Below are 18,098 nucleotides of genomic sequence, written 5' to 3' on the forward strand. Positions count from 1 at the left end.
CCCCCTTAACCTCTGCACAGTGACGTGGCGGACGAGGCCGCACAGGCTCACCGTCGCGTCAGGGGGTTCTGGGATCTGGGGGGATCTGTTTGCTCACGCATGTCTTCATCGCGGCCGTTTCACTGGCCCTGTTCTGGATGGCGGCGTTCACCCTGTGGTGGCAGATGCACGCCTGGCGCACGCCGGAAGTGCTCGCCTCCACACGGTTCACCAGTCCGGACGGGGACGAGCACGTCTCGTTCTCGCTGCTGCTGCCCGCGCGGCACGAACAGGCGGTGCTGGACCACACGATCCAGCGGCTGCTGGAGTCGAGCCACACCGACTTCGAGATCATCGTGATCGTCGGGCACGACGACCCGGAGACCACCGCCGTCGCCGAGCGGGCCGCGGCGCGTGATCCACGGGTCCGGGTCGTCGTCGACCGCCACGAGAAGAAGAACAAGCCGAAGGCCATGAACACGGCCCTGCCGCACTGCCGCGGCGACGTCGTCGGCGTCTTCGACGCGGAGGACCAGGTCCACCCCGAGCTCCTCGCCCACGTCGACCACGCCTTCCGCACCACCGCCGCGGACGTCGTCCAGGGCGGGGTGCAGCTGATCAACTTCCACTCCAGCTGGTACAGCCTGCGCAACTGCCTGGAGTACTTCTTCTGGTTCCGCTCGCGGCTCCATCTGCACGCGCAGAAAGGTTTCATTCCGCTCGGCGGCAACACCGTCTTCGTCCGCACCGGCGTCCTCAGGGAAGCCGGCGGCTGGGACCCGGACTGCCTCGCCGAGGACTGCGACCTGGGCGTGCGGCTCTCCAGCGTCGGCAAGAAGGTCGTCGTCGCCTACGACTCCGACATGGTCACCCGGGAGGAGACCCCGGGCTCGCTGATGTCCCTGCTGAAGCAGCGCACCCGCTGGAACCAGGGGTTCCTCCAGGTGTACCGGAAGAAGGACTGGAAGCAACTGCCCACCCTCGGGCAGCGGCTGCTCGCCCGCTACACCCTGATGACACCGTTCATGCAGGCCTTCACCGGCCTGGTCATCCCGCTGAACGTGGCGGTCGCGCTGTTCCTGGACGTGCCCGTCGGCATCGCCTTCATCACGTTCCTGCCGGCCGTCACGGCCCTGGTCACCTTCGTCTTCGAGGTCGTCGGACTCCACGACTTCGGCAAGCAGTACGGACTGCGCGTGCGGTTCGCGCACTACCTGAAGCTGATCGCGGGCGGCCCCTTCTACCAGGTCCTGCTCGCCGGGGCGGCCGTGCGTGCCGTGTGGCGCGAGCAGCGCGGCCGGCGCGACTGGGAGCTGACGACCCATGTCGGCGCGCATCTCGGCGAGACGGCCGCGACCCGGCAGGACGGCTTTGTGACCGGGCAGGACGGCGACGTGAACCGGCAGCACGGTCCCGTGAACCGGCAGCACGGTCCCGTGAACCGGCAGGACGTTCCCGTGACCCGAGAGGACGTTCCCGCGTGACCTCCACCCTTCCCGCGGTGACCACCCCGAAGGTCCCCGCGCGGCGCCGGCCCGCGCCCCGCACCGGTGCGCACCGGCGGCCGGAGCCGCCGAGCCGGCTGCGCTCCTCCCGGTCCGACCTGCTCCTGTGCGGTGTCCTGCTCGTGGCGATCCTCGTCGTGCAGGGCTGGAACATCGCCGACTACCCGGCGCTCAGCGACGACGAGGGCACCTACCTCGCCCAGGCCTGGTCGGTCCAGCAGGGCGACGGCCTCGCCCACTACACCTACTGGTACGACCACCCGCCGCTCGGCTGGATCCAGATCGCCGTGCTGACCTGGATCCCGGCGCTGATCAGCCCCGAGTCGATGACGGTCGGCACCATGCGCGCCGCCATGCTGGTGATCAGCGGCATCAGCGCCGTCCTCGTCTACGTCCTGGGCCGCCGCCTCGCCCTGCCCCGCTGGGCGGCCGCGCTCGGCATGGTGTTCTTCGGCCTCTCGCCGCTGGCGGTCGTCCTCCAGCGGGAGATCTTCCTCGACAACCTCGCGGTGATGTGGACGCTGCTGGCCTTCACGCTGGCCGCCTCCCCGAGCCGCCACCTCTGGCACCACTTCGGCGCGGGGCTCGCGGCGGCGACGGCCGTCCTCACCAAGGAGACGATGCTCATCGTCCTGCCCGCCCTGTTCCTCACCATGTGGCGGCACAGCCACCGGGACACCCGCAAGTTCGCCCTCACCGGAGCCGTCACGGCCTGCGCCCTGATCGGCTTCTCGTACCCGCTGTTCGCCCTGCTCAAGGGCGAGCTGCTGCCGGGCGCCGGGCACGTCTCCCTCTGGGACGGCGTCAGGTACCAGATGACCAGGCCCGGTTCGGGCTTCATCCTGGACCAGGGCTCCGGCTCCTGGGGCGTGCTCCAGTCCTGGCTGTACTACGACAGGATCCTGCCGCTGGGCGGCCTCGCGGGCGCCCTGCTCCTGCTCGTCACCTGGCGCTGGTCGGTCACCGCCCGGGCCCTGGCGGGACCGGCCCTGGCCGTCGCGATCCTCGCCGCGCTGGCCCTGCGCCCGGGCGGCTACCTGCCCGCGATGTACGTCATCCAGGCCCTGCCGTTCCTCGCGCTGGTCCTCGCCGGAGGAACCGCCTCCGTCGCCCACGCGGTGCTGAGCCGCCGGCGCTCCGAGGTGGAGAAACGGTACGTCAGCGCGGGCCGGTACACACTCGCCACGGTCCTCGCCCTGGCCGCCGGCGCCTACGTCGTACCGCACTGGTACGACGGCGCCCGCACGGCCGTCACCACCGACGCCAACGCCCCCTACAAGGCCGCCTCCCGGTGGCTGGCCACCGAGGTCGAGAACCCGGAGCGCACCCGGGTGCTGGTCGACGACGCCCTCTGGCTCGACCTCGTGCACCAGGGCTACCGGCCGGGCCTCGGCGTCATCTGGTTCTACAAGGCCGACCTCGACCCGGCGGTGACGAAGACCATGCCGCGCGGCTGGAAGGACCTGGACTACGTCGTCGCCTCGCCGACCGTGCGGCGCGACGCGGCCGACCTGCCCAACGTCAAGGCCGCCATGGAGCACTCCGACCCGGTCGCCACCTTCGGCACCGGCGCGGACCGCATCGAGATCCGCCAGATCCAGACGTCCGCCGGAGGCGCGCGATGAGCCAGGAGTCCACCGTCCCCGGAGAGGTCGTCGAGACCGCCGAGATCCCCGAACCGGGCGCCGTCACCATCGTCGTACCGACGTTCAACGAGTCGGCGAACGTACGGCAGCTGCTGCACCAGATCACCGAGGCCGTACCCGCCCGGCTGCCCTGCGAGGTCCTCTTCGTCGACGACTCCACCGACGACACGCCCGAGGTCATCCAGAAGGCGGCGCAGGACTGCCCGTTCCCGGTGACCGTCCTGCACCGCCAGGAGCCGGTGGGCGGGCTCGGCGGCGCGGTCGTCGAGGGACTCAAGGCGGCCACGTCCGACTGGATCGTCGTCATGGACGGCGACTGCCAGCACCCACCGTCCCTCGTGCCCGACCTGGTCGCCACCGGCGAGCGGGCGAACGCCGGGCTCGTCGTCGCCTCCCGGTACATCAAGGGCGGCAGCCGGGCCGGGCTCGCGGGCAGCTACCGCGTGGCCGTCTCGCGCGGGGCGACCTGGCTGACCAAGGCGCTGTTCCCGCGCCGGCTGCACGGCATCAGCGACCCGATGAGCGGCTTCTTCGCGATCCGCCGCAGCGCGGTCACGGCCGAGGTGCTCCAGCCGCTCGGCTACAAGATCCTCCTTGAGCTGGCCGTCCGCAGCCGCCCGCGCCGGGTCACCGAGGTGCCCTTCGTCTTCCAGGACCGGTTCGCCGGGGAGTCCAAGTCGACCGCGCAGGAGGGTCTGCGGTTCCTGCGCCACCTGGCCGGGCTGCGCGCCGCCTCGCCGGTCGCGCGCATGGTCGGCTTCGGCCTGATCGGGCTCACCGGCTTCGTACCGAACCTGGTCGGCCTGTGGGCGCTGACCGCCGTCGGCATGCACTACGTGCCGGCGGAGATCCTCGCCAACCAGCTCGGCGTCGCCTGGAACTTCCTGCTCATCGAGCACCTGCTGTTCCGCGAGCGGCGCCGGCACCGGCGCTGGTGGGACCGGGCGGGCCGGTTCGTGCTGCTCGCCAACGCCGATCTGGTGCTGCGCATCCCGCTGATCGCCCTGTTCGTGCACCAGTTGCACCTGGGCGTGCTGTCCGCCACCGCGCTCGCGCTGGTGACGACGTTCGTCCTGCGCTTCGTGGCGACCGAAGCGCTGGTCTACCTGCCGCGCCGGGCCGGTGGCAAGCCCGCGCGCGAGCGCCGCACCGCGAGGAGAGCAGTGTGAACACGTACCGGAGAAGAACCGCACTCCTCGGCGTGGGCGCGCTCACGGCCGGCCTGCTGCTGACCGCGCCCCAGCCCGCCTCCGCCGCCAACCTCATCAGGAACCCCGGCTTCGAGACCGCCGGCACCGACGGCATGCCGTACTGCTGGGAGAAGTCCGGCTGGGGCGACAACGACTTCGCCTTCACCACCACGGCCGACGCGCACACCGGCGCCAAGGCCATGAAGGTCGAGCTGACCCGCCGTGTCGACGGCGACCGCAAGGCCCTGATCACCGAGTCCGACGCGTGCGCACCGGTGGTGACGCCGGGCAGGCAGTACGACCTCGGGCTCTGGTACAAGACGACCACCCCGGACGCCTCGGTCACCGTCTTCCGGCACGACACGACCGCCGGCTGGCAGTACTGGACCGACCTCAAGACGCTGGAGATGACCGGCACCTGGAGCGAGGCCACGGTCCGCACCCCCGAGGTCCCGGCCGGCACCGACCGCATCTCCTGGGGCGTCTCCGTCTACGGCACCGGCTCGGCCACGACCGACGACTACACGATGGAGCAGGTCGCCGACCCGGTCCCGCCGCCGCAGTGCACCGGCAGCGCGAAGCAGTGCGCCGACGGCACGTGGGACGTACTGCCCACGAAGAACCCGGTCCGTTCCATGCACTCCGTCGTCCTCAACAACGGCAAGGTGCTGCTGATCGCGGGCTCCGGCAACGACGAGTCGATGTTCAAGGCCGGCACCTTCACCAGCGCGGTCTACGACCCGGCGAACGGCTCCTACAAGGTCATCCCCACACCGAAGGACATGTTCTGCGCCGGCCATGTCCAGCTCCAGGACGGCCGCGTGCTGGTGATGAGCGGCAACAAGGCGTATCCGGTGCCGGGCGGGCACGGCTACGAGGGCTACAAGGAGTCGTACGTCTTCGACCCGGAGACCGAGACGTACTCCAGGACCAACGACATGAACGACGGCCACTGGTACCCGTCGGCCACGGTCCTCGGCAACGGTGACGTCATCTCCTTCGGCGGCCTGCGCGAGGACTCCACCGGCTCGGTCACCGCCGAGCTGTTCTCCGAGGCCGAGCAGCGGTGGCAGCCGCTGTGGAAGGTCAACCAGACCTGGTCGTACTGGGGCCTGTACCCGTCGATGATCCTCATGCAGGACGGCCGCCTCTTCTACTCGGGCAGCCACGTCTTCGGCAACAACATCCCCGGCACGGGCTCGGCGATCTACGACTACGCCGCCAACACCGTCACCCAGGTGCCCGGCCTCCAGAAGAAGGACGAGCGCGACCAGTCGGCCAGTGTGCTGCTGCCCCCGGCGCAGGACCAGAAGGTCCTCACCCTCGGCGGCGGCAACATCGACTCCAACCCGGAGGCGAACCGCCTGACCGACATCATCGACCTCAAACAGCCGAACCCCGCGTACGTGGCCGGGCCGCCGGTCCCGCAGGGCACGGTCGACCTCGGCAACGGGCCCGTGCCGCAGACCGGCGGCCAGGGCAAGATGTACGTCTCCGCCGTGCTCCTGCCGGACGGCAAGGTGCTGGAGACGGGCGGCGCGCTGCACAACCGCGCCAACCCGGTCTACGAGACGTCGCTCTTCGACCCCGAGTCGGAGACCTTCGACCCGGTGGCCGTCGACCCCGAGGCGCGCGGCTACCACTCCTCGGCGTTCCTGCTGCCCGACGGCCGGGTGATGACCACCGGCGACAACCCGGGCAACGGCTCCTGGAACCACGACGTGTCGGTCTACAGCCCGCCCTACCTGTTCAAGGGCCCGCGCCCCTCGATCACCTCGGTGATCGACACCGAGTGGAACTACGGCGACACCCAGCGGATCACCGTCGACCGGCCCATCGCCAAGGCCGAGCTGATCCGCCCGGCCGCCGTCACGCACTCCTCGGACCCGAACCAGCGGTTCGTGGACCTGCCGCTGTCCGTCGACGGCGGCAACGTCGACCTGAACGTGACGAGCAACCCCGACCTGGCCCCGCCCGGCTGGTACATGCTCTTCGCGGTGGACGCGAACGGGGTGCCGTCGGTGGCGAAGTGGGTCCACCTCCAGGGCCCGCAGGCGCTCAGGGCGACGGACGCGTCGGCGCATGTCCACGACTTCGCGGACGCGCCGGAGGGCAAGGTCACGGGGCCCCGCAAGAAGCGCACGTCCCAGAAGGTCAGCCCGACGATCTCCGGGTGCGACCGCCACTACGGCTCGGTCAACGTCTGCGTGCCGACCGCGTTCCCCGCGGAGGTGAAGAAGACGACGGCGGCCCGCTGCGCGTGGCTGAAGACGAACGACTACGGCCGCCTGAAGGTCAACGGCGGGGACGATCCGCTCGGGCTGGACCGCGACAGGGACGGCATCGCCTGCGGCAAGAAGGACCTGAGCAGGCGTTAGACGCCCTCCAAGGGCGCGGGGAACTGCGCGACCAGCCAACAAACGGCCCGCAGTTCCCCCCGGCGCCCAACCGTCAACGGCGCTCCTGCCGAAGCGCCATCGCCCGCTCCACGATCGCTTCCAGCTGCTCGTGATGCGCGCCCTTCCAGTACGCCCGGCCGCACTCCGTGCACTGCGCGAACACGTCGTACGTGGCATGCGTCCCGTGCTTCAGCTGGTCGGCGACCTCGTCCTTGGTCGCCTTGCGGAGCACCCCGTTGCAGGCGGTGCACCGCGTCCAGGGCCGCAGCTCGGGCCGGAACCGGTCCAGGACGTCCCGAAGCTGCTCCTCCGGCCGGGTGCTGTAGACGAAGGCCCCCGCCCACAGCTCGCGCCTGCGCAGCAGCCCCCGGTCGCGGCTCAGCATGACCCGCTGCTGCGCCGCCGAACGAGCGGCCAGCGCCGGGTCGCCGATGTCGGTCGACTCGTAGGCCGTGTCCACGCCGAGCAGCCGCAGCCGGCGGGCCAGCGTGCCGAGGTGCACGTCGAGGAGGAACCGCAGGGGCGCGCCCGGCACCCGCTGAGGGCGGGCGACGGTCCGTACGGTCACGGACTCGCCGGCCGCGGGCACGTGCGAGAGGGGCACCTCGCGGCCGTCCACGACCAGGGCGCCCACCTCGGTCAGCGGCACGCCCAGCGACTCGACGACATGGCCCAGGCTGGAGAGGCCGTCCGTGGTGGCCCGCACGGTGCCCGACCGCCGGGCCTGGGGGACGAAGACGTGCAGCTCGGGGGCGAACTCGACGTGGATCTCGGGACCGTTCACCGGGTCAGGATGCCATGGCGGCGGGCGCCGGCCTCAGGGCTTTCCGGTCGGCAGGCCGTGTTCCAGGACCTCCAGGGCACGGTCCACCAGCTCCCGGATGTCGTCGCGGTGACCGGTCTCGGCCCAGTAGTGGGAGACCTCCATCAGCCCGCCCATCACGGACCTGGCGAAGACCCGGAGCTCCAGGCTGTCGGGGTCCAGCCCGGAGCGCTCGGCGAGGGCCTGGCGAAGCAGCCGGCCGGTTGCCGCCATGTTCTCCGTCATCCGCGCGCGGACCGCGGGGACCTCCACCCCGAGCCGGGCCCGCAGCCGGGTCGCCTCCGGTTCCTCGGCGAGGCTCCGGTCGAGGGCCGTGTGCATCACATGCCGCAGGACGTCCGCCCACGACTCGTCCTCGGGCCGGGCCCGCGGCTCCGCCGGCATCACCGGGTGCCACTCGTCGGTGACGACGATGTCCTCCTTGGCCGGGAAGTACCGGAAGACGGTCGACGGCGACACCTCGGCCCGGTCGGCGATCTGCTCGACCGTCGTGGCGTCGTAGCCCTGCTCCTCGATCAGCGCGTAGGTCGCGGCGCGGATCGCCCGGCGGGTCTTGATCTTCTTCCGCTCCCGGAGTCCCAGTGGGGGCCGGTCGGCGGGGGTGACGTGAGCCATGATGCGACAGTAACCGTCAATCATTACCCACGGTCACTACGCGTGCTGGTACGCCACCAGCGAGATCCCCACGTAGTGCGCGATGAAGGCCGCCAGGGTGAAGGAGTGGAACACCTCGTGGAAGCCGAACCAGCGCGGTGACGGGTTGGGGCGCTTGATCCCGTAGATCACGCCGCCCACGCTGTAGAGCACGCCGCCGACGATGACGAGGACAAGGACCGCGATGCCGCCGGTCCGCATGAAATCCGGCAGGTAGAAGACGGCGGCCCAGCCCATCGCGATGTAGCACGGGGTGTAGAGCCAGCGCGGGGCGCCGACCCAGAAGACGCGGAAGACGATGCCGGCCGCCGCCGCGGCCCAGATGCCCCACAGCAGCCACTGGCCCTTCGCGCCCGGCAGCAGCAGCATGGTCAGCGGCGTGTAGGTGCCCGCGATGATCAGGAAGATGTTGGCGTGATCCAGGCGGCGCAGAATGCCGTCCATGCGGGGGCTCCAGTCGCCCCGGTGGTACAGCGCGCTCACGCCGAACAGCAGGCACGCCGTCAGGGCGAAGATCCCGCAGGCGATGCGCCCTCTGGTCGAGTCGGCGAGGGCGGTCAGCACCAGTCCCGCGACGAGAACGGCCGGGAACATGCCGAGGTGCAGCCAGCCGCGCAGCTTCGGTTTGACCGGGTGCGGCAGGGAGAGCGCCGCCGGACCACGGCCGTCGGCCGGCGTGTCCGTAGGCGCGTCGGGGGCGAACGCAGTCATGGCCGAATGGTAGCTACGGAACCGTAAGTGACCTATCAGTCGGGTGGATTGGCCGATGAAGAGTGGCCATCCTCTCACCCTGGCCGAACGGTGGTTACGCAAACGGACGGTCAGGTGAACCCAACGTGCATGTAAAAGGGGCGCGAGAAACCGTGGCGATCCTCACGTCGCTCACTTGTGCGCTCCTCTGGACAGATGGGCGCAGGCGTCGGATGATCAAATGAGTGCGGTCGGCACCGGATGAGCGCCAAGTTGCACCGTGAAGCATCCGGGTCGCAGCCCCCACGGGGCCTCCACATCAAAAAAATCCCTCATTTAGGAGCAATCGTGGCGCGCGACATCGCGGCTCCCACCGTTCCCACCACCCATCAGAGCCTGATCTCGTGGGTCAGCGAGATCGCCGAGCTGACCCAGCCGGACAACGTGGTCTGGTGTGACGGATCCGAGGCCGAGTACGAGCGGCTGTGCGAGGAGCTCGTCCAGAAGGGCACCTTCCGCAAACTCGACCCGATCAAGCGCCCCCACTCCTACTACGCGGCCTCCGACCCCACGGACGTCGCTCGCGTGGAGGACCGGACGTTCATCTGCTCCGACAAGGAGGCGGACGCCGGCCCGACCAACCACTGGAAGGCCCCCGCCGAGATGCGGGAGATCTTCCAGGGCTCCGGGGGCGAGGGCGGCCTGTTCCGCGGCTCGATGCGCGGCCGGACCATGTACGTCGTGCCGTTCTGCATGGGCCCGCTCGGCTCCCCGCTGTCCGCGCTCGGCGTCGAGATCACCGACTCGGCGTACGTCGCCGTGTCCATGCGCACCATGACGCGCATGGGCCAGGCGGTGCTCGACGAGCTCGGCTCCGACGGCTTCTTCGTCAAGGCCGTGCACACCCTGGGCGCCCCGCTGGAGCCCGGCCAGGAGGACGTCCCCTGGCCCTGCAACACGACCAAGTACATCTCGCACTTCCCCGAGGACCGCGAGATCTGGTCCTACGGCTCCGGCTACGGCGGCAACGCCCTGCTCGGCAAGAAGTGCTACGCCCTGCGCATCGCCTCCGTGATGGCCCGGGACGAGGGCTGGCTGGCCGAGCACATGCTGGTCCTGAAGCTCACCCCGCCGCGCGGCGAGTCCAAGTACGTGGCGGCGGCCTTCCCCAGCGCCTGCGGCAAGACCAACCTCGCCATGCTGGAGCCGACCATCCCCGGCTGGACGGTCGAGACCATCGGCGACGACATCGCCTGGATGCGCTTCGGCGAGGACGGCCGGCTGTACGCCATCAACCCCGAGGCGGGCTTCTTCGGCGTCGCGCCCGGTACCGGCGAGCACACCAACGCCAACGCCATGAAGACGCTGTGGGGCAACGCGGTCTTCACCAACGTCGCGCTGACGGACGACGGCGACGTCTGGTGGGAGGGCATGACCGAGGAGCCGCCCGCCCACCTCACCGACTGGAAGGGCAACGACTGGACGCCGCAGTCCGAGACCCCGGCCGCCCACCCCAACGCCCGCTTCACCGTCCCCGCCGCCCAGTGCCCGATCATCGCGCCGGAGTGGGAGGACCCCAAGGGCGTGCCGATCTCGGCGATCCTCTTCGGCGGCCGCCGCGCCACCGCCGTACCGCTGGTGACGGAGTCCTTCGACTGGAACCACGGCGTCTTCCTCGGCGCCAACGTGGCCTCCGAGAAGACCGCCGCCGCCGAGGGCAAGGTCGGCGAGCTGCGCCGCGACCCCTTCGCGATGCTGCCGTTCTGCGGCTACAACATGGGCGACTACATGGCCCACTGGATCGACGTGGCCAAGGACAAGGACCAGTCCAAGCTGCCGAAGATCTACTACGTCAACTGGTTCCGCAAGGACGACGAGGGCAGGTTCGTCTGGCCCGGCTTCGGTGAGAACTCCCGCGTCCTGAAGTGGATCGTGGAGCGCCTGGAGGGCACGGCCGAGGGCGTCGAGACGCCGATCGGCATCCTGCCGACCAAGGACGCCCTCGACACAGGCGGCCTGAAGCTGGCCGACTCCGACCTGGACTTCCTGCTCACCGTCGACAAGGAGGTCTGGCGCGAGGAGGCCGCCCTGGTCCCCGAGCACCTCGACACCTTCGGCGAGCACACGCCCAAGGAGCTGTGGGACGAGTACCACGCGCTGGTGCGGCGCCTGGGCTGAGACAGCCCTCCACCGACGCCGCGGCCGGCTCCGATCGTGCCCTGACCAGCAACATCGTCACGGTCGGCCGCGGTGACAGCACCACAGGAGGCAGGGGCCCGCACCATGGCGTGCGGGCCCCTGCCGTCGCCTTTCAGGGGCGCGGGGCTGTATCGATGTGCGGCGCCGCCGCGTGGGCGCGGCTCAGCCGACGCAGTCCCGCCGTGCTGTGGCACCCGGTCCGCGCGTCGCTGCGGGTGCGCGCGGACCGGGGCCGTCGAAGGGAGCCCGCGTGGGGGCTCAGCGGGACGCGAGTTCGCGTGGCTCCAGGGCCGCGGCGTGCGCGTCCATCCGCTCGGCGGACAGGATGGCGGCCGCCGTGTCGGCGCGCGAGGCGGCGACGACCAGCGCGCGGCCCGCCAGCGCGTGCGCCCGCCGGTGCAGAGCTGCCGCGCCGCGCTCGCGACGGGCGCCGCTCATCGGCGCGCGGACCGGTGTACGCCCTCCCCGCAGCCGGCCCACCTGCTCCGCGAGCCGCTCCGCCGCGGTGTCCAGGTCGGTCGAACTCTGCGTCGCTCGCAGCTCGTCCGTGACGGCGAGCAGGGCGGCGAGATGGCCCGCGAGCTGGATGTCCAGCTCTTCCTCGCGGGAACGGTGGGGAAAGTCCGGGGCGGGGCCGTCCACCGTGCTGTGGACCGACTTGGCGCGGATCGGTTCGTACATGGGAGGGCCTCCTGAGTGCTTTCAGGAAGCCATCCTAGCTTAGAATTCGTCTAAAGTTGAGTTGTTCACAAAGTCGGACCGATCGCATACGTACGGTGAGCGAGACGTCCGGTCAGGCCTGGCTGTAGCCGTCCAGGAAGTGCCCGATCCGGCCCACCGCGTCCCGCAGATCGCCGGCCGTCGGCAGGGTCACCACCCGGAAGTGGTCCGGCTCCGGCCAGTTGAAGCCGGTGCCCTGGACGACCATGATCTTCTCGCGTCGGAGCAGGTCCAGGACCATCCGCCGGTCGTCCTTGATCTTGAAGACCTTGGGGTCGAGGCGCGGGAAGAGATACAGCGCCCCCTTCGGCTTCACGCAGGTCACGCCCGGGATCTGGGTCAGCAGCTCGTAGGCGACGTCCCGCTGCTCGCGCAGCCGCCCGCCCGGCAGTACCAGGTCGTTGATCGTCTGGCGTCCGCTGAGCGCCGCGACGACGCCGTGCTGTCCCGGCATGTTCGCGCACAGCCGCATGTTCGCCAGGATCGTCAGACCCTCGATGTAGGAGTCGGCGTGCGCGCGGGGCCCGGAGATCGACATCCAGCCGACCCGGTAGCCGGCCACCCGGTACGCCTTCGACATGCCGTTGAAGGTGAGGGTCAAGAGGTCGGGGGCGACGGCGGCGGTCGGGGTGTGCGCGGCACCGTCGTAGAGGATCTTGTCGTAGATCTCGTCCGAGCAGACCAGCAGGTTGTGGCGGCGGGCGATGTCGGTGAGCCCCTTGATCATCGCCTCGTCGTAGACGGCCCCCGTCGGGTTGTTCGGGTTGATGATCACGAGCGCCTTGGTGCGGTCGGTGACCTTGCGCTCGACGTCGGCCAGGTCCGGCATCCAGTCGGCCTGCTCGTCGCACCGGTAGTGCACGGCGGTGCCGCCGGACAGGGAGACGGCGGCGGTCCACAGCGGATAGTCCGGGGCGGGCACGAGTACCTCGTCCCCGTCGTCCAGCAGGCCCTGCATCGCCATCACGATCAGCTCGGAGACGCCGTTGCCGATGAAGACGTGCTCGACGTCCGTCTCGATGCCGAGGGTCTGGTTGTGCATCACGACCGCGCGGCGGGCGGCCAGCAGCCCCTTGGCGTCTCCGTATCCATGCGCCGAGGACACGTTCCGGAGGATGTCCTCGAGGATCTCGGGCGGACACTCGAAGCCGAACGCGGCCGGGTTGCCGGTGTTCAGCTTGAGGATGCGGTGACCGGCGGCTTCCAGCCGCATCGCCTCCTCGAGCACCGGGCCCCGGATCTCGTAACAGACGTTGGCGAGCTTGGTCGACTGGATCACCTGCATGTCTGGAGCTTACGGGGCGGTAATGCGCCACGGGTCGTGTTTTCCGCCACGTGAGACGCGTCGCTTTGGGTGGATATCGCCGCACGACTGTCCCACCAGCACCGTTGGCGCCCCATGCCCCGCCAGGCCACGTTCGCCCGTCGGGGAGCGGCGTCCGGCGCGTCCTGTGGGGGTCCCCCCGGCGAGAGGGCGTGTCGGGCGTGGCGACGGGGCGAACCTGGCATGTTGGGGCACTAGAATGCGCCGCCATGTCCAGGCCATCCGAATACGCCGACGGAGCGACGGGCGGCGCCCCCCAGCGGCCGCCGAACGTGTACCTCCCGCAGGCCGAACCGCCACCGGCCTACGACGCGTACGCCGATCCGGCGGCGGCGCACGGCTGGCAGGACGCGTACGACCCCGCGGACGCCCAGGGCGCCCGTGACGACACCCAGGACGCGGCGCGCGGCCCGGGCGACACGCGCCGGTTGCCGCCGGTGCCGGTCCCGTCGCACGGCCGTGCCGGTGCGGGCCGCCACTCCCGCCGGAGGCGAGCGCCGTGGCGTGGCCGTCGGGTGGCGGTGGCCGCCGGAGCCGTGGGCGCTGTGTCGGCGGCCGCGCTGCTCGCCGGCCTCGGCTTCCCGGACGCGCCCTCCGGCGGGCGTCCGGGCGGGGGCGGCCGGACGGGACCGACGGCGGGGGAGTCGCCGACGGCGCCGCAGGCCGGCAGCGGCCGGACACCGGCCCCCGCGAACCCCCTCGACGGCGGGGCGGCGAACAGTGACGAGCCGTCGGGGCCGGCCACCGCGAGCCCGTCCACGGAGACGAGCGCCACCCCCGCCGAGTCCGGGCAGAACGCCCCGAGTTCCACGGCCGCCGGCCCGACCGCCGCGAGCCCCACGGCCGGCACCCCGACGACCTCCCCTCCCGCCGCCGAAGCCACGCCCCCCGGCCGAGCCGGCGGAAAACCCGGATATGGTCCCGGCGGTACCAAGGGCCCCAAGTAATCCGACCGCCAAGGCCGTTGAGTAGGGTCAGGCCGGCCGGACGGGGCCGCCACGCGGAACAACTCCTTGCCCCACCCGCCTTGCGACGATCACAATGCGCATGACAACAGTGCGGGCGGCCGGAAGATTTCCGGCCGCCTCCGTCGCAAGAGGGGACCCCCCATGAGAAAACCTCTCGCAGCCGCGTTCTGCGCCCTGGCGATTGCCGGGGCCGGCGCGGCTCCCGCGACCGCTGCCGAGGCCGCCCCCACGGGCGTCGGCAAGGTCGCGGACACGGGCGCGGTCACGTCCGCCGCCTCGGACGTGGTCACGTCCGCAGCGGAGACCGTGTCCGGGATCACCAACCCGGCGCCCAAAGGCGTGAACTTCGCCGGCACGGTCGCGCTCAGCAACTGCTCCGGCTCCGTCGTCCGCATGCCGGACTCCGAGGCCGACGACCCGGCGCTGGTGATGACCAACGGACACTGCCTGGAGTCCGGCTTCCCCGGCCCCGGCGAGGTCCAGGTCGACAAGGCGTCCAGCCGCACCTTCGGCCTGCTCAACGCCTCCGGCGCGCGCGTGGCGACCCTGCGCGCCGCCAAGCTCGCGTACGCCACGATGACCGACACGGACGTCGCGTTCTACCAGCTCACCACCAGCTACGCGAAGATCAAGAGCTCGTACGGCATCAGCCCGCTGACGCTGAACGACACGCACCCGGTCGCCGGCAGCGCCATCAGCATCCCCTCGGGCTACTGGAAGCGGATCTACAGCTGTGACATCGACGGGTTCGCGTACCGCCTGAAGGAGGGCGACTGGACCTGGAAGGACTCGGTCCGTTACACCTCCGCCTGCAACACCATCGGCGGCACGTCCGGCTCGCCCGTCGTCGACCAGGCCAGCGGCAAGGTCGTCGCCATCAACAACACCGGCAACGAGGACGGCGAGCGCTGCACGGTGAACAACCCCTGCGAGGTCGACGCGAGCGGCACCGTGACGGTCCGCAAGGGCATCAACTACGCCCAGGAGACCTACCAGATCCCGTCCTGCTTCGGCATCGACAACAAGCTCGACCTGAGCGCGAGCGGCTGCGTCCTGCCCAAGCCGTAAGGCCGGGGCGTGACCCTGGGCCGGGCGGTCACGCGGGAGTTCCGCGGACCGCCCGGCCCGCCAGGGCGTCCGTGCGACGCCCGTCCTCGATCACGAACCGCCCGTCGACCAGCACGTACGGGATGCCCGTCGGGAGCACGCGCGGCTCGGCGAAGCTCGACCCCGCCGCGACCGTCGCCGGGTCGAAGAGCACCAGGTCGGCGACGTACCCCTCGCGCACCAGCCCCCGGTCCGGCAGCCGGAGCCGGGCCGCCGGGCGCGAGGTGAGGTGCGCGACGCACTCCTCAAGCGACAGCACCCCCAACTCCCGCACGTAGTGCCCGAGATAGTGCGGGAACGTGCCGTACGCGCGCGGGTGCGGCTTGGCGCCCTGGAGGATGCCGTCCGAGCCGCCGGTGTGCGCGCGGTGGCGCATGATCGCCCGGACGTTCTCCTCGTGGCCGACGTGCTGGAGGATCGTCGGCGCCAGCCGGTCGGCCAGCAGCAGCCCGCGCGCGGTCACCCAGGGGGCCTCGCCCCGCCGGTCCGCCGACTCCTGGACCGTCCGGCCGACGTAATCGTCCAGGGCCGGGTCGCCCACGCCGGAGATCTCGATCGTGTCCCACTCGACGGGCACGCCGTGGCAGCCGTCCGAGCCGGTGACCTCCAGGTCGTGGCGGATCCGCTCGGCCGTGTCGTGGTCCGCCAGCCGCTCGATGACCCGCTCGGGGCCGCCCTCGCCCGCCCAGCTCGGCAGCAGGGCCGCCAGCGTCGTACAGCCCGGTGTGTAGGGGTAGGTGTCGAGGCTGATGTCGGCCCCGGCCGCCAGCGCCTCGTCCAGCAGGGCCAGCAGCTCGGGCGCCCGGCCCTTGTTCACGCCGAAGTTCATCGTCGCGTGCGCGAGATGCAGGGCGCAGCCCGCCTCCCGGGCCAGCGCGACCATCTCCCGGTACGCCTCCAGGGCGCCTACGCCGTAGGAGCGGTGGTGCGGGCAGTAGTAGCCGCCGTACGACGCCACCACCCGGCACAGCTCGGTCAGTTCGGCGTCCTTGGCGTACCTGCCGGGCGTGTACGTCAGCCCCGACGACATGCCGACGGCGCCCTGCTCCATGCCCTCGGCGACCAACTGCCGCATCCGGTCCAGTTCCCGCCAGGTGGCCTCCCGGTCCTCCCAGCCGACGGCGAGCGCGCGGACCGTGCCCTGGGGAATGAGGTAGGCCGCGTTGACGGCGATGCCGCGGTCGAGCCGGTCCAGGTACTCGCCCACCGTCCGCCAGTCGAAGTCGATGTCGTCGCCCGTGCCGTTCCACCCGGCGATCGCCCGCCGCACCTCGCCGAGCGTGCGGTCGTCGACCGGCGCGTACGACAGCCCGTCCTGGCCGATGACCTCCAGCGTGACGCCCTGCGCGGCCTTGGCGCTGTGGTCGGGGTCGCGCAGCAGGGCGAGGTCGCTGTGGGCGTGCATGTCGACGAAGCCGGGGGACAGGACCAGGCCCTCGGCGTCCAGCTCCCGGCGCGCCTTCGGACGCTGGCAGCCGGCCGCCGCGGCCTCCTTGACGATGGACACGATCCGGCCGCCGTCGAGCACGACATCGGCCCGGTAGGAGTCCGCGCCGGAGCCGTCGACGACGTCCGCGTCCCGGATGACCAGCTCTTCCACCGCTTTTTCGCCTCCTAGAAGAACGTACGCACGTAGTCGACGACCGTGCCGTCCGCCTCGGCGACCGGGATCAGTGGCCACTTGTCGAACGACGTGCACGGATGGGACAGCCCCAGACCGACCCAGTCACCCACCTCCAGATCCGCCTCCGGCGTGGTGCTCAGCCAGGCGTGCTGGTCGGACAGGGCCGTCACCGACACGCCGGTCGCCGGGCGCTCGGCGCCGTCCCGGCGGATCACCTGGGCGAAGGGCAGACCGAGGTCGTAGGCCGCGTCCCGCTTGCCCGCGTTGACGAAGGCCTGTTCGGCCGTCGGCCGCGACACCACCTGCGTCCACAGCCGGAACGCCGGCTCCAGGGCGCCCTCCTCGGGCACCCGGTTGAACGGGGTCAGCTTCCGGTAGTGGCCGTCGTCGTGCGAGACGTAGGCGCCCGAGCGCAGCAACTTCAGGACCGGCCGGGACAGTTCGGGGATCTCCGCGAAGACCTCGGCGACCGCGTCGAACCAGGCGCTGCCGCCCGCGCTGACGACGATCTCGTCCGCGCCCGTGAAGCGCCCCGCCTCGTCGAAGCCGACGGCGAGCGCGACCAGCCGCCGCAGCCACGCCGTCACCCGCTCCGGGTCCGCCTTCGGCACCTCGCCCTCGTAGCCCGCGACGCCGACGAGCCGCAGGGACCGCGTGCCCGCCACCGCGTCCGCGACCGCCGCGCACTCCGCCTCCGTCCGCACCCCGGTACGGGCCCCCTCCCCGGCCGCGAGTTCGACGACGACGTCCAGCGGGCGCCGGGCACCGCCCAGCGCGGCGTCCATCAGCCGCACCCCGCGCACCGAGTCGACGTAACAGACGAAGCGGAACTCCGGGTCGGCGTCGAGCCCGGCCGCGACCCAGCGCAGGGCCGCCGCGTCGACCAGTTCGTTCGCCAGGAACACGCGCCGGGTCCCGAACGCGCGCGCCACCCGCACCTGGTGCGGCACCGCCAGCGTGATGCCCCACGCCCCGCGGTCGATCTGCCGCTGGAACAGCTGCGGCGCCATGGAGGTCTTGCCGTGCGGCGCGAAGGCCAGGCCGTGCCGGTCCGCGTAGGTCTCCATCAGCCGCAGGTTGTGCTCCAGACGCTCGGCGGACAGCGCGAGCACGGGCGTGGCGAAACCGCCCGTGAACAGGTTCCGGCGCTGGGCGGCCAGCTCGCCCACGGTCAGGCCGTCGGCGTCCGGCGGGAGGCCCTTGAAGCGGTGGTCGACGCGCTCTGTGGCGAGCCGGGCGAGGGACTCGGCGGGGCTGTCGGCTGTCATGG

General features: G+C 71.3%; 14 protein-coding genes. 7 read left to right on the forward strand and 7 right to left on the reverse strand.

Annotation, left to right across the window (positions count from 1 at the left end; genetic code table 11):
• Positions 1 to 89 precede the first annotated feature (89 nt).
• The 4 genes from ACFZDA_RS22430 to ACFZDA_RS22445 are packed head-to-tail and all read left to right on the forward strand — an operon-like array spanning position 90 to position 6,698.
• Positions 90 to 1,463 carry a glycosyltransferase gene (locus ACFZDA_RS22430; protein WP_391084146.1) on the forward strand — a complete coding sequence of 458 codons (1,374 nt, stop codon included), beginning with the start codon at positions 90 to 92 and terminating at the stop codon, positions 1,461 to 1,463.
• Positions 1,460 to 3,109 carry a phospholipid carrier-dependent glycosyltransferase gene (locus ACFZDA_RS22435; protein ID WP_391084149.1) on the forward strand — a complete coding sequence of 550 codons (1,650 nt, stop codon included), beginning with the start codon at positions 1,460 to 1,462 and terminating at the stop codon, positions 3,107 to 3,109. Before ACFZDA_RS22430 ends, ACFZDA_RS22435 begins: the two co-directional genes overlap by 4 nt.
• Positions 3,106 to 4,299, forward strand: a complete 1,194-nt coding sequence (locus tag ACFZDA_RS22440; protein ID WP_391084153.1) for a glycosyltransferase — start codon at positions 3,106 to 3,108, stop codon at positions 4,297 to 4,299. The genes ACFZDA_RS22435 and ACFZDA_RS22440 overlap by 4 nt, the downstream gene beginning before the upstream one ends.
• A complete protein-coding gene (locus ACFZDA_RS22445) occupies positions 4,296 to 6,698 on the forward strand; it encodes a galactose oxidase-like domain-containing protein (protein ID WP_391084156.1) in 2,403 nt (800 codons plus the stop codon). Before ACFZDA_RS22440 ends, ACFZDA_RS22445 begins: the two co-directional genes overlap by 4 nt.
• A gap of 73 nt (positions 6,699 to 6,771) precedes the next feature.
• Here ACFZDA_RS22445 and ACFZDA_RS22450 read toward each other — a convergent pair whose 3' ends face one another.
• The 3 genes from ACFZDA_RS22450 to ACFZDA_RS22460 are packed head-to-tail and all read right to left on the reverse strand — an operon-like array spanning position 6,772 to position 8,907.
• Positions 6,772 to 7,503, reverse strand: a complete 732-nt coding sequence (locus ACFZDA_RS22450; protein ID WP_391084159.1) for a Mut7-C RNAse domain-containing protein — start codon at positions 7,501 to 7,503, stop codon at positions 6,772 to 6,774.
• 33 nt (positions 7,504 to 7,536) lie between these two features.
• Positions 7,537 to 8,157 (reverse strand): TetR family transcriptional regulator, encoded by a 621-nt coding sequence (locus ACFZDA_RS22455; protein ID WP_391084163.1) that lies wholly within the window; start codon positions 8,155 to 8,157, stop codon positions 7,537 to 7,539.
• A gap of 36 nt (positions 8,158 to 8,193) precedes the next feature.
• Positions 8,194 to 8,907, reverse strand: a complete 714-nt coding sequence (locus ACFZDA_RS22460; RefSeq protein WP_391084166.1) for a hemolysin III family protein — start codon at positions 8,905 to 8,907, stop codon at positions 8,194 to 8,196.
• 327 nt (positions 8,908 to 9,234) lie between these two features.
• On the opposite strand from ACFZDA_RS22460, the gene ACFZDA_RS22465 reads away from it, so the two are divergent.
• Entirely contained in the window at positions 9,235 to 11,064 is a 1,830-nt protein-coding gene (locus ACFZDA_RS22465) for a phosphoenolpyruvate carboxykinase (GTP) (RefSeq protein WP_391084169.1), read from the forward strand.
• Between the two features lie 279 nt (positions 11,065 to 11,343).
• Here ACFZDA_RS22465 and ACFZDA_RS22470 read toward each other — a convergent pair whose 3' ends face one another.
• Positions 11,344 to 11,766 carry a hypothetical protein gene (locus tag ACFZDA_RS22470; protein WP_391084172.1) on the reverse strand — a complete coding sequence of 141 codons (423 nt, stop codon included), beginning with the start codon at positions 11,764 to 11,766 and terminating at the stop codon, positions 11,344 to 11,346.
• Between the two features lie 112 nt (positions 11,767 to 11,878).
• A complete protein-coding gene (locus tag ACFZDA_RS22475; protein ID WP_391084175.1) occupies positions 11,879 to 13,090 on the reverse strand; it encodes an aminotransferase class I/II-fold pyridoxal phosphate-dependent enzyme in 1,212 nt (403 codons plus the stop codon).
• Positions 13,091 to 13,338: 248 nt separating this feature from the next.
• Here ACFZDA_RS22475 and ACFZDA_RS22480 point away from each other — a divergent pair, with 248 nt between their 5' ends.
• Both ACFZDA_RS22480 and ACFZDA_RS22485 read left to right on the forward strand, forming a co-directional pair.
• Positions 13,339 to 14,076 carry a hypothetical protein gene (locus ACFZDA_RS22480; RefSeq protein ID WP_391084178.1) on the forward strand — a complete coding sequence of 246 codons (738 nt, stop codon included), beginning with the start codon at positions 13,339 to 13,341 and terminating at the stop codon, positions 14,074 to 14,076.
• Between the two features lie 162 nt (positions 14,077 to 14,238).
• Complete coding sequence (locus tag ACFZDA_RS22485; RefSeq protein ID WP_391084181.1) at positions 14,239 to 15,165, forward strand: trypsin-like peptidase domain-containing protein; 927 nt, start codon at positions 14,239 to 14,241, stop codon at positions 15,163 to 15,165.
• A gap of 28 nt (positions 15,166 to 15,193) precedes the next feature.
• Here the strand turns inward: ACFZDA_RS22485 and ACFZDA_RS22490 are convergent, their stop codons facing one another.
• Both ACFZDA_RS22490 and ACFZDA_RS22495 read right to left on the reverse strand, forming a co-directional pair.
• Positions 15,194 to 16,804, reverse strand: coding sequence for an amidohydrolase family protein (locus tag ACFZDA_RS22490; RefSeq protein ID WP_391084185.1), 1,611 nt, complete (start codon positions 16,802 to 16,804; stop codon positions 15,194 to 15,196).
• Between the two features lie 14 nt (positions 16,805 to 16,818).
• Positions 16,819 to 18,096 (reverse strand): alanine racemase, encoded by a 1,278-nt coding sequence (locus ACFZDA_RS22495; protein WP_391084188.1) that lies wholly within the window; start codon positions 18,094 to 18,096, stop codon positions 16,819 to 16,821.
• Between the last annotated feature and the right edge of the window lie 2 nt (positions 18,097 to 18,098).

Source organism: Streptomyces sp. NPDC007991 (assembly GCF_042958445.1).
GTDB lineage: Bacteria > Actinomycetota > Actinomycetes > Streptomycetales > Streptomycetaceae > Streptomyces.

What these genes read in the sequence shown, in the direction of transcription:
- ACFZDA_RS22485 (WP_391084181.1), top strand. Translation starts at nt 14,239, where the DNA reads ATGAGAAAACCTCTCGCAGCCGCGTTCTGCGCCCTGGCGATTGCCGGG.
- ACFZDA_RS22455 (WP_391084163.1), bottom strand. Translation starts at nt 8,157, where the DNA reads ATGGCTCACGTCACCCCCGCCGACCGGCCCCCACTGGGACTCCGGGAG.
- ACFZDA_RS22480 (WP_391084178.1), top strand. Translation starts at nt 13,339, where the DNA reads ATGTCCAGGCCATCCGAATACGCCGACGGAGCGACGGGCGGCGCCCCC.
- ACFZDA_RS22495 (WP_391084188.1), bottom strand. Translation starts at nt 18,096, where the DNA reads ATGACAGCCGACAGCCCCGCCGAGTCCCTCGCCCGGCTCGCCACAGAG.
- ACFZDA_RS22475 (WP_391084175.1), bottom strand. Translation starts at nt 13,090, where the DNA reads ATGCAGGTGATCCAGTCGACCAAGCTCGCCAACGTCTGTTACGAGATC.
- ACFZDA_RS22460 (WP_391084166.1), bottom strand. Translation starts at nt 8,907, where the DNA reads ATGACTGCGTTCGCCCCCGACGCGCCTACGGACACGCCGGCCGACGGC.
- ACFZDA_RS22440 (WP_391084153.1), top strand. Translation starts at nt 3,106, where the DNA reads ATGAGCCAGGAGTCCACCGTCCCCGGAGAGGTCGTCGAGACCGCCGAG.
- ACFZDA_RS22470 (WP_391084172.1), bottom strand. Translation starts at nt 11,766, where the DNA reads ATGTACGAACCGATCCGCGCCAAGTCGGTCCACAGCACGGTGGACGGC.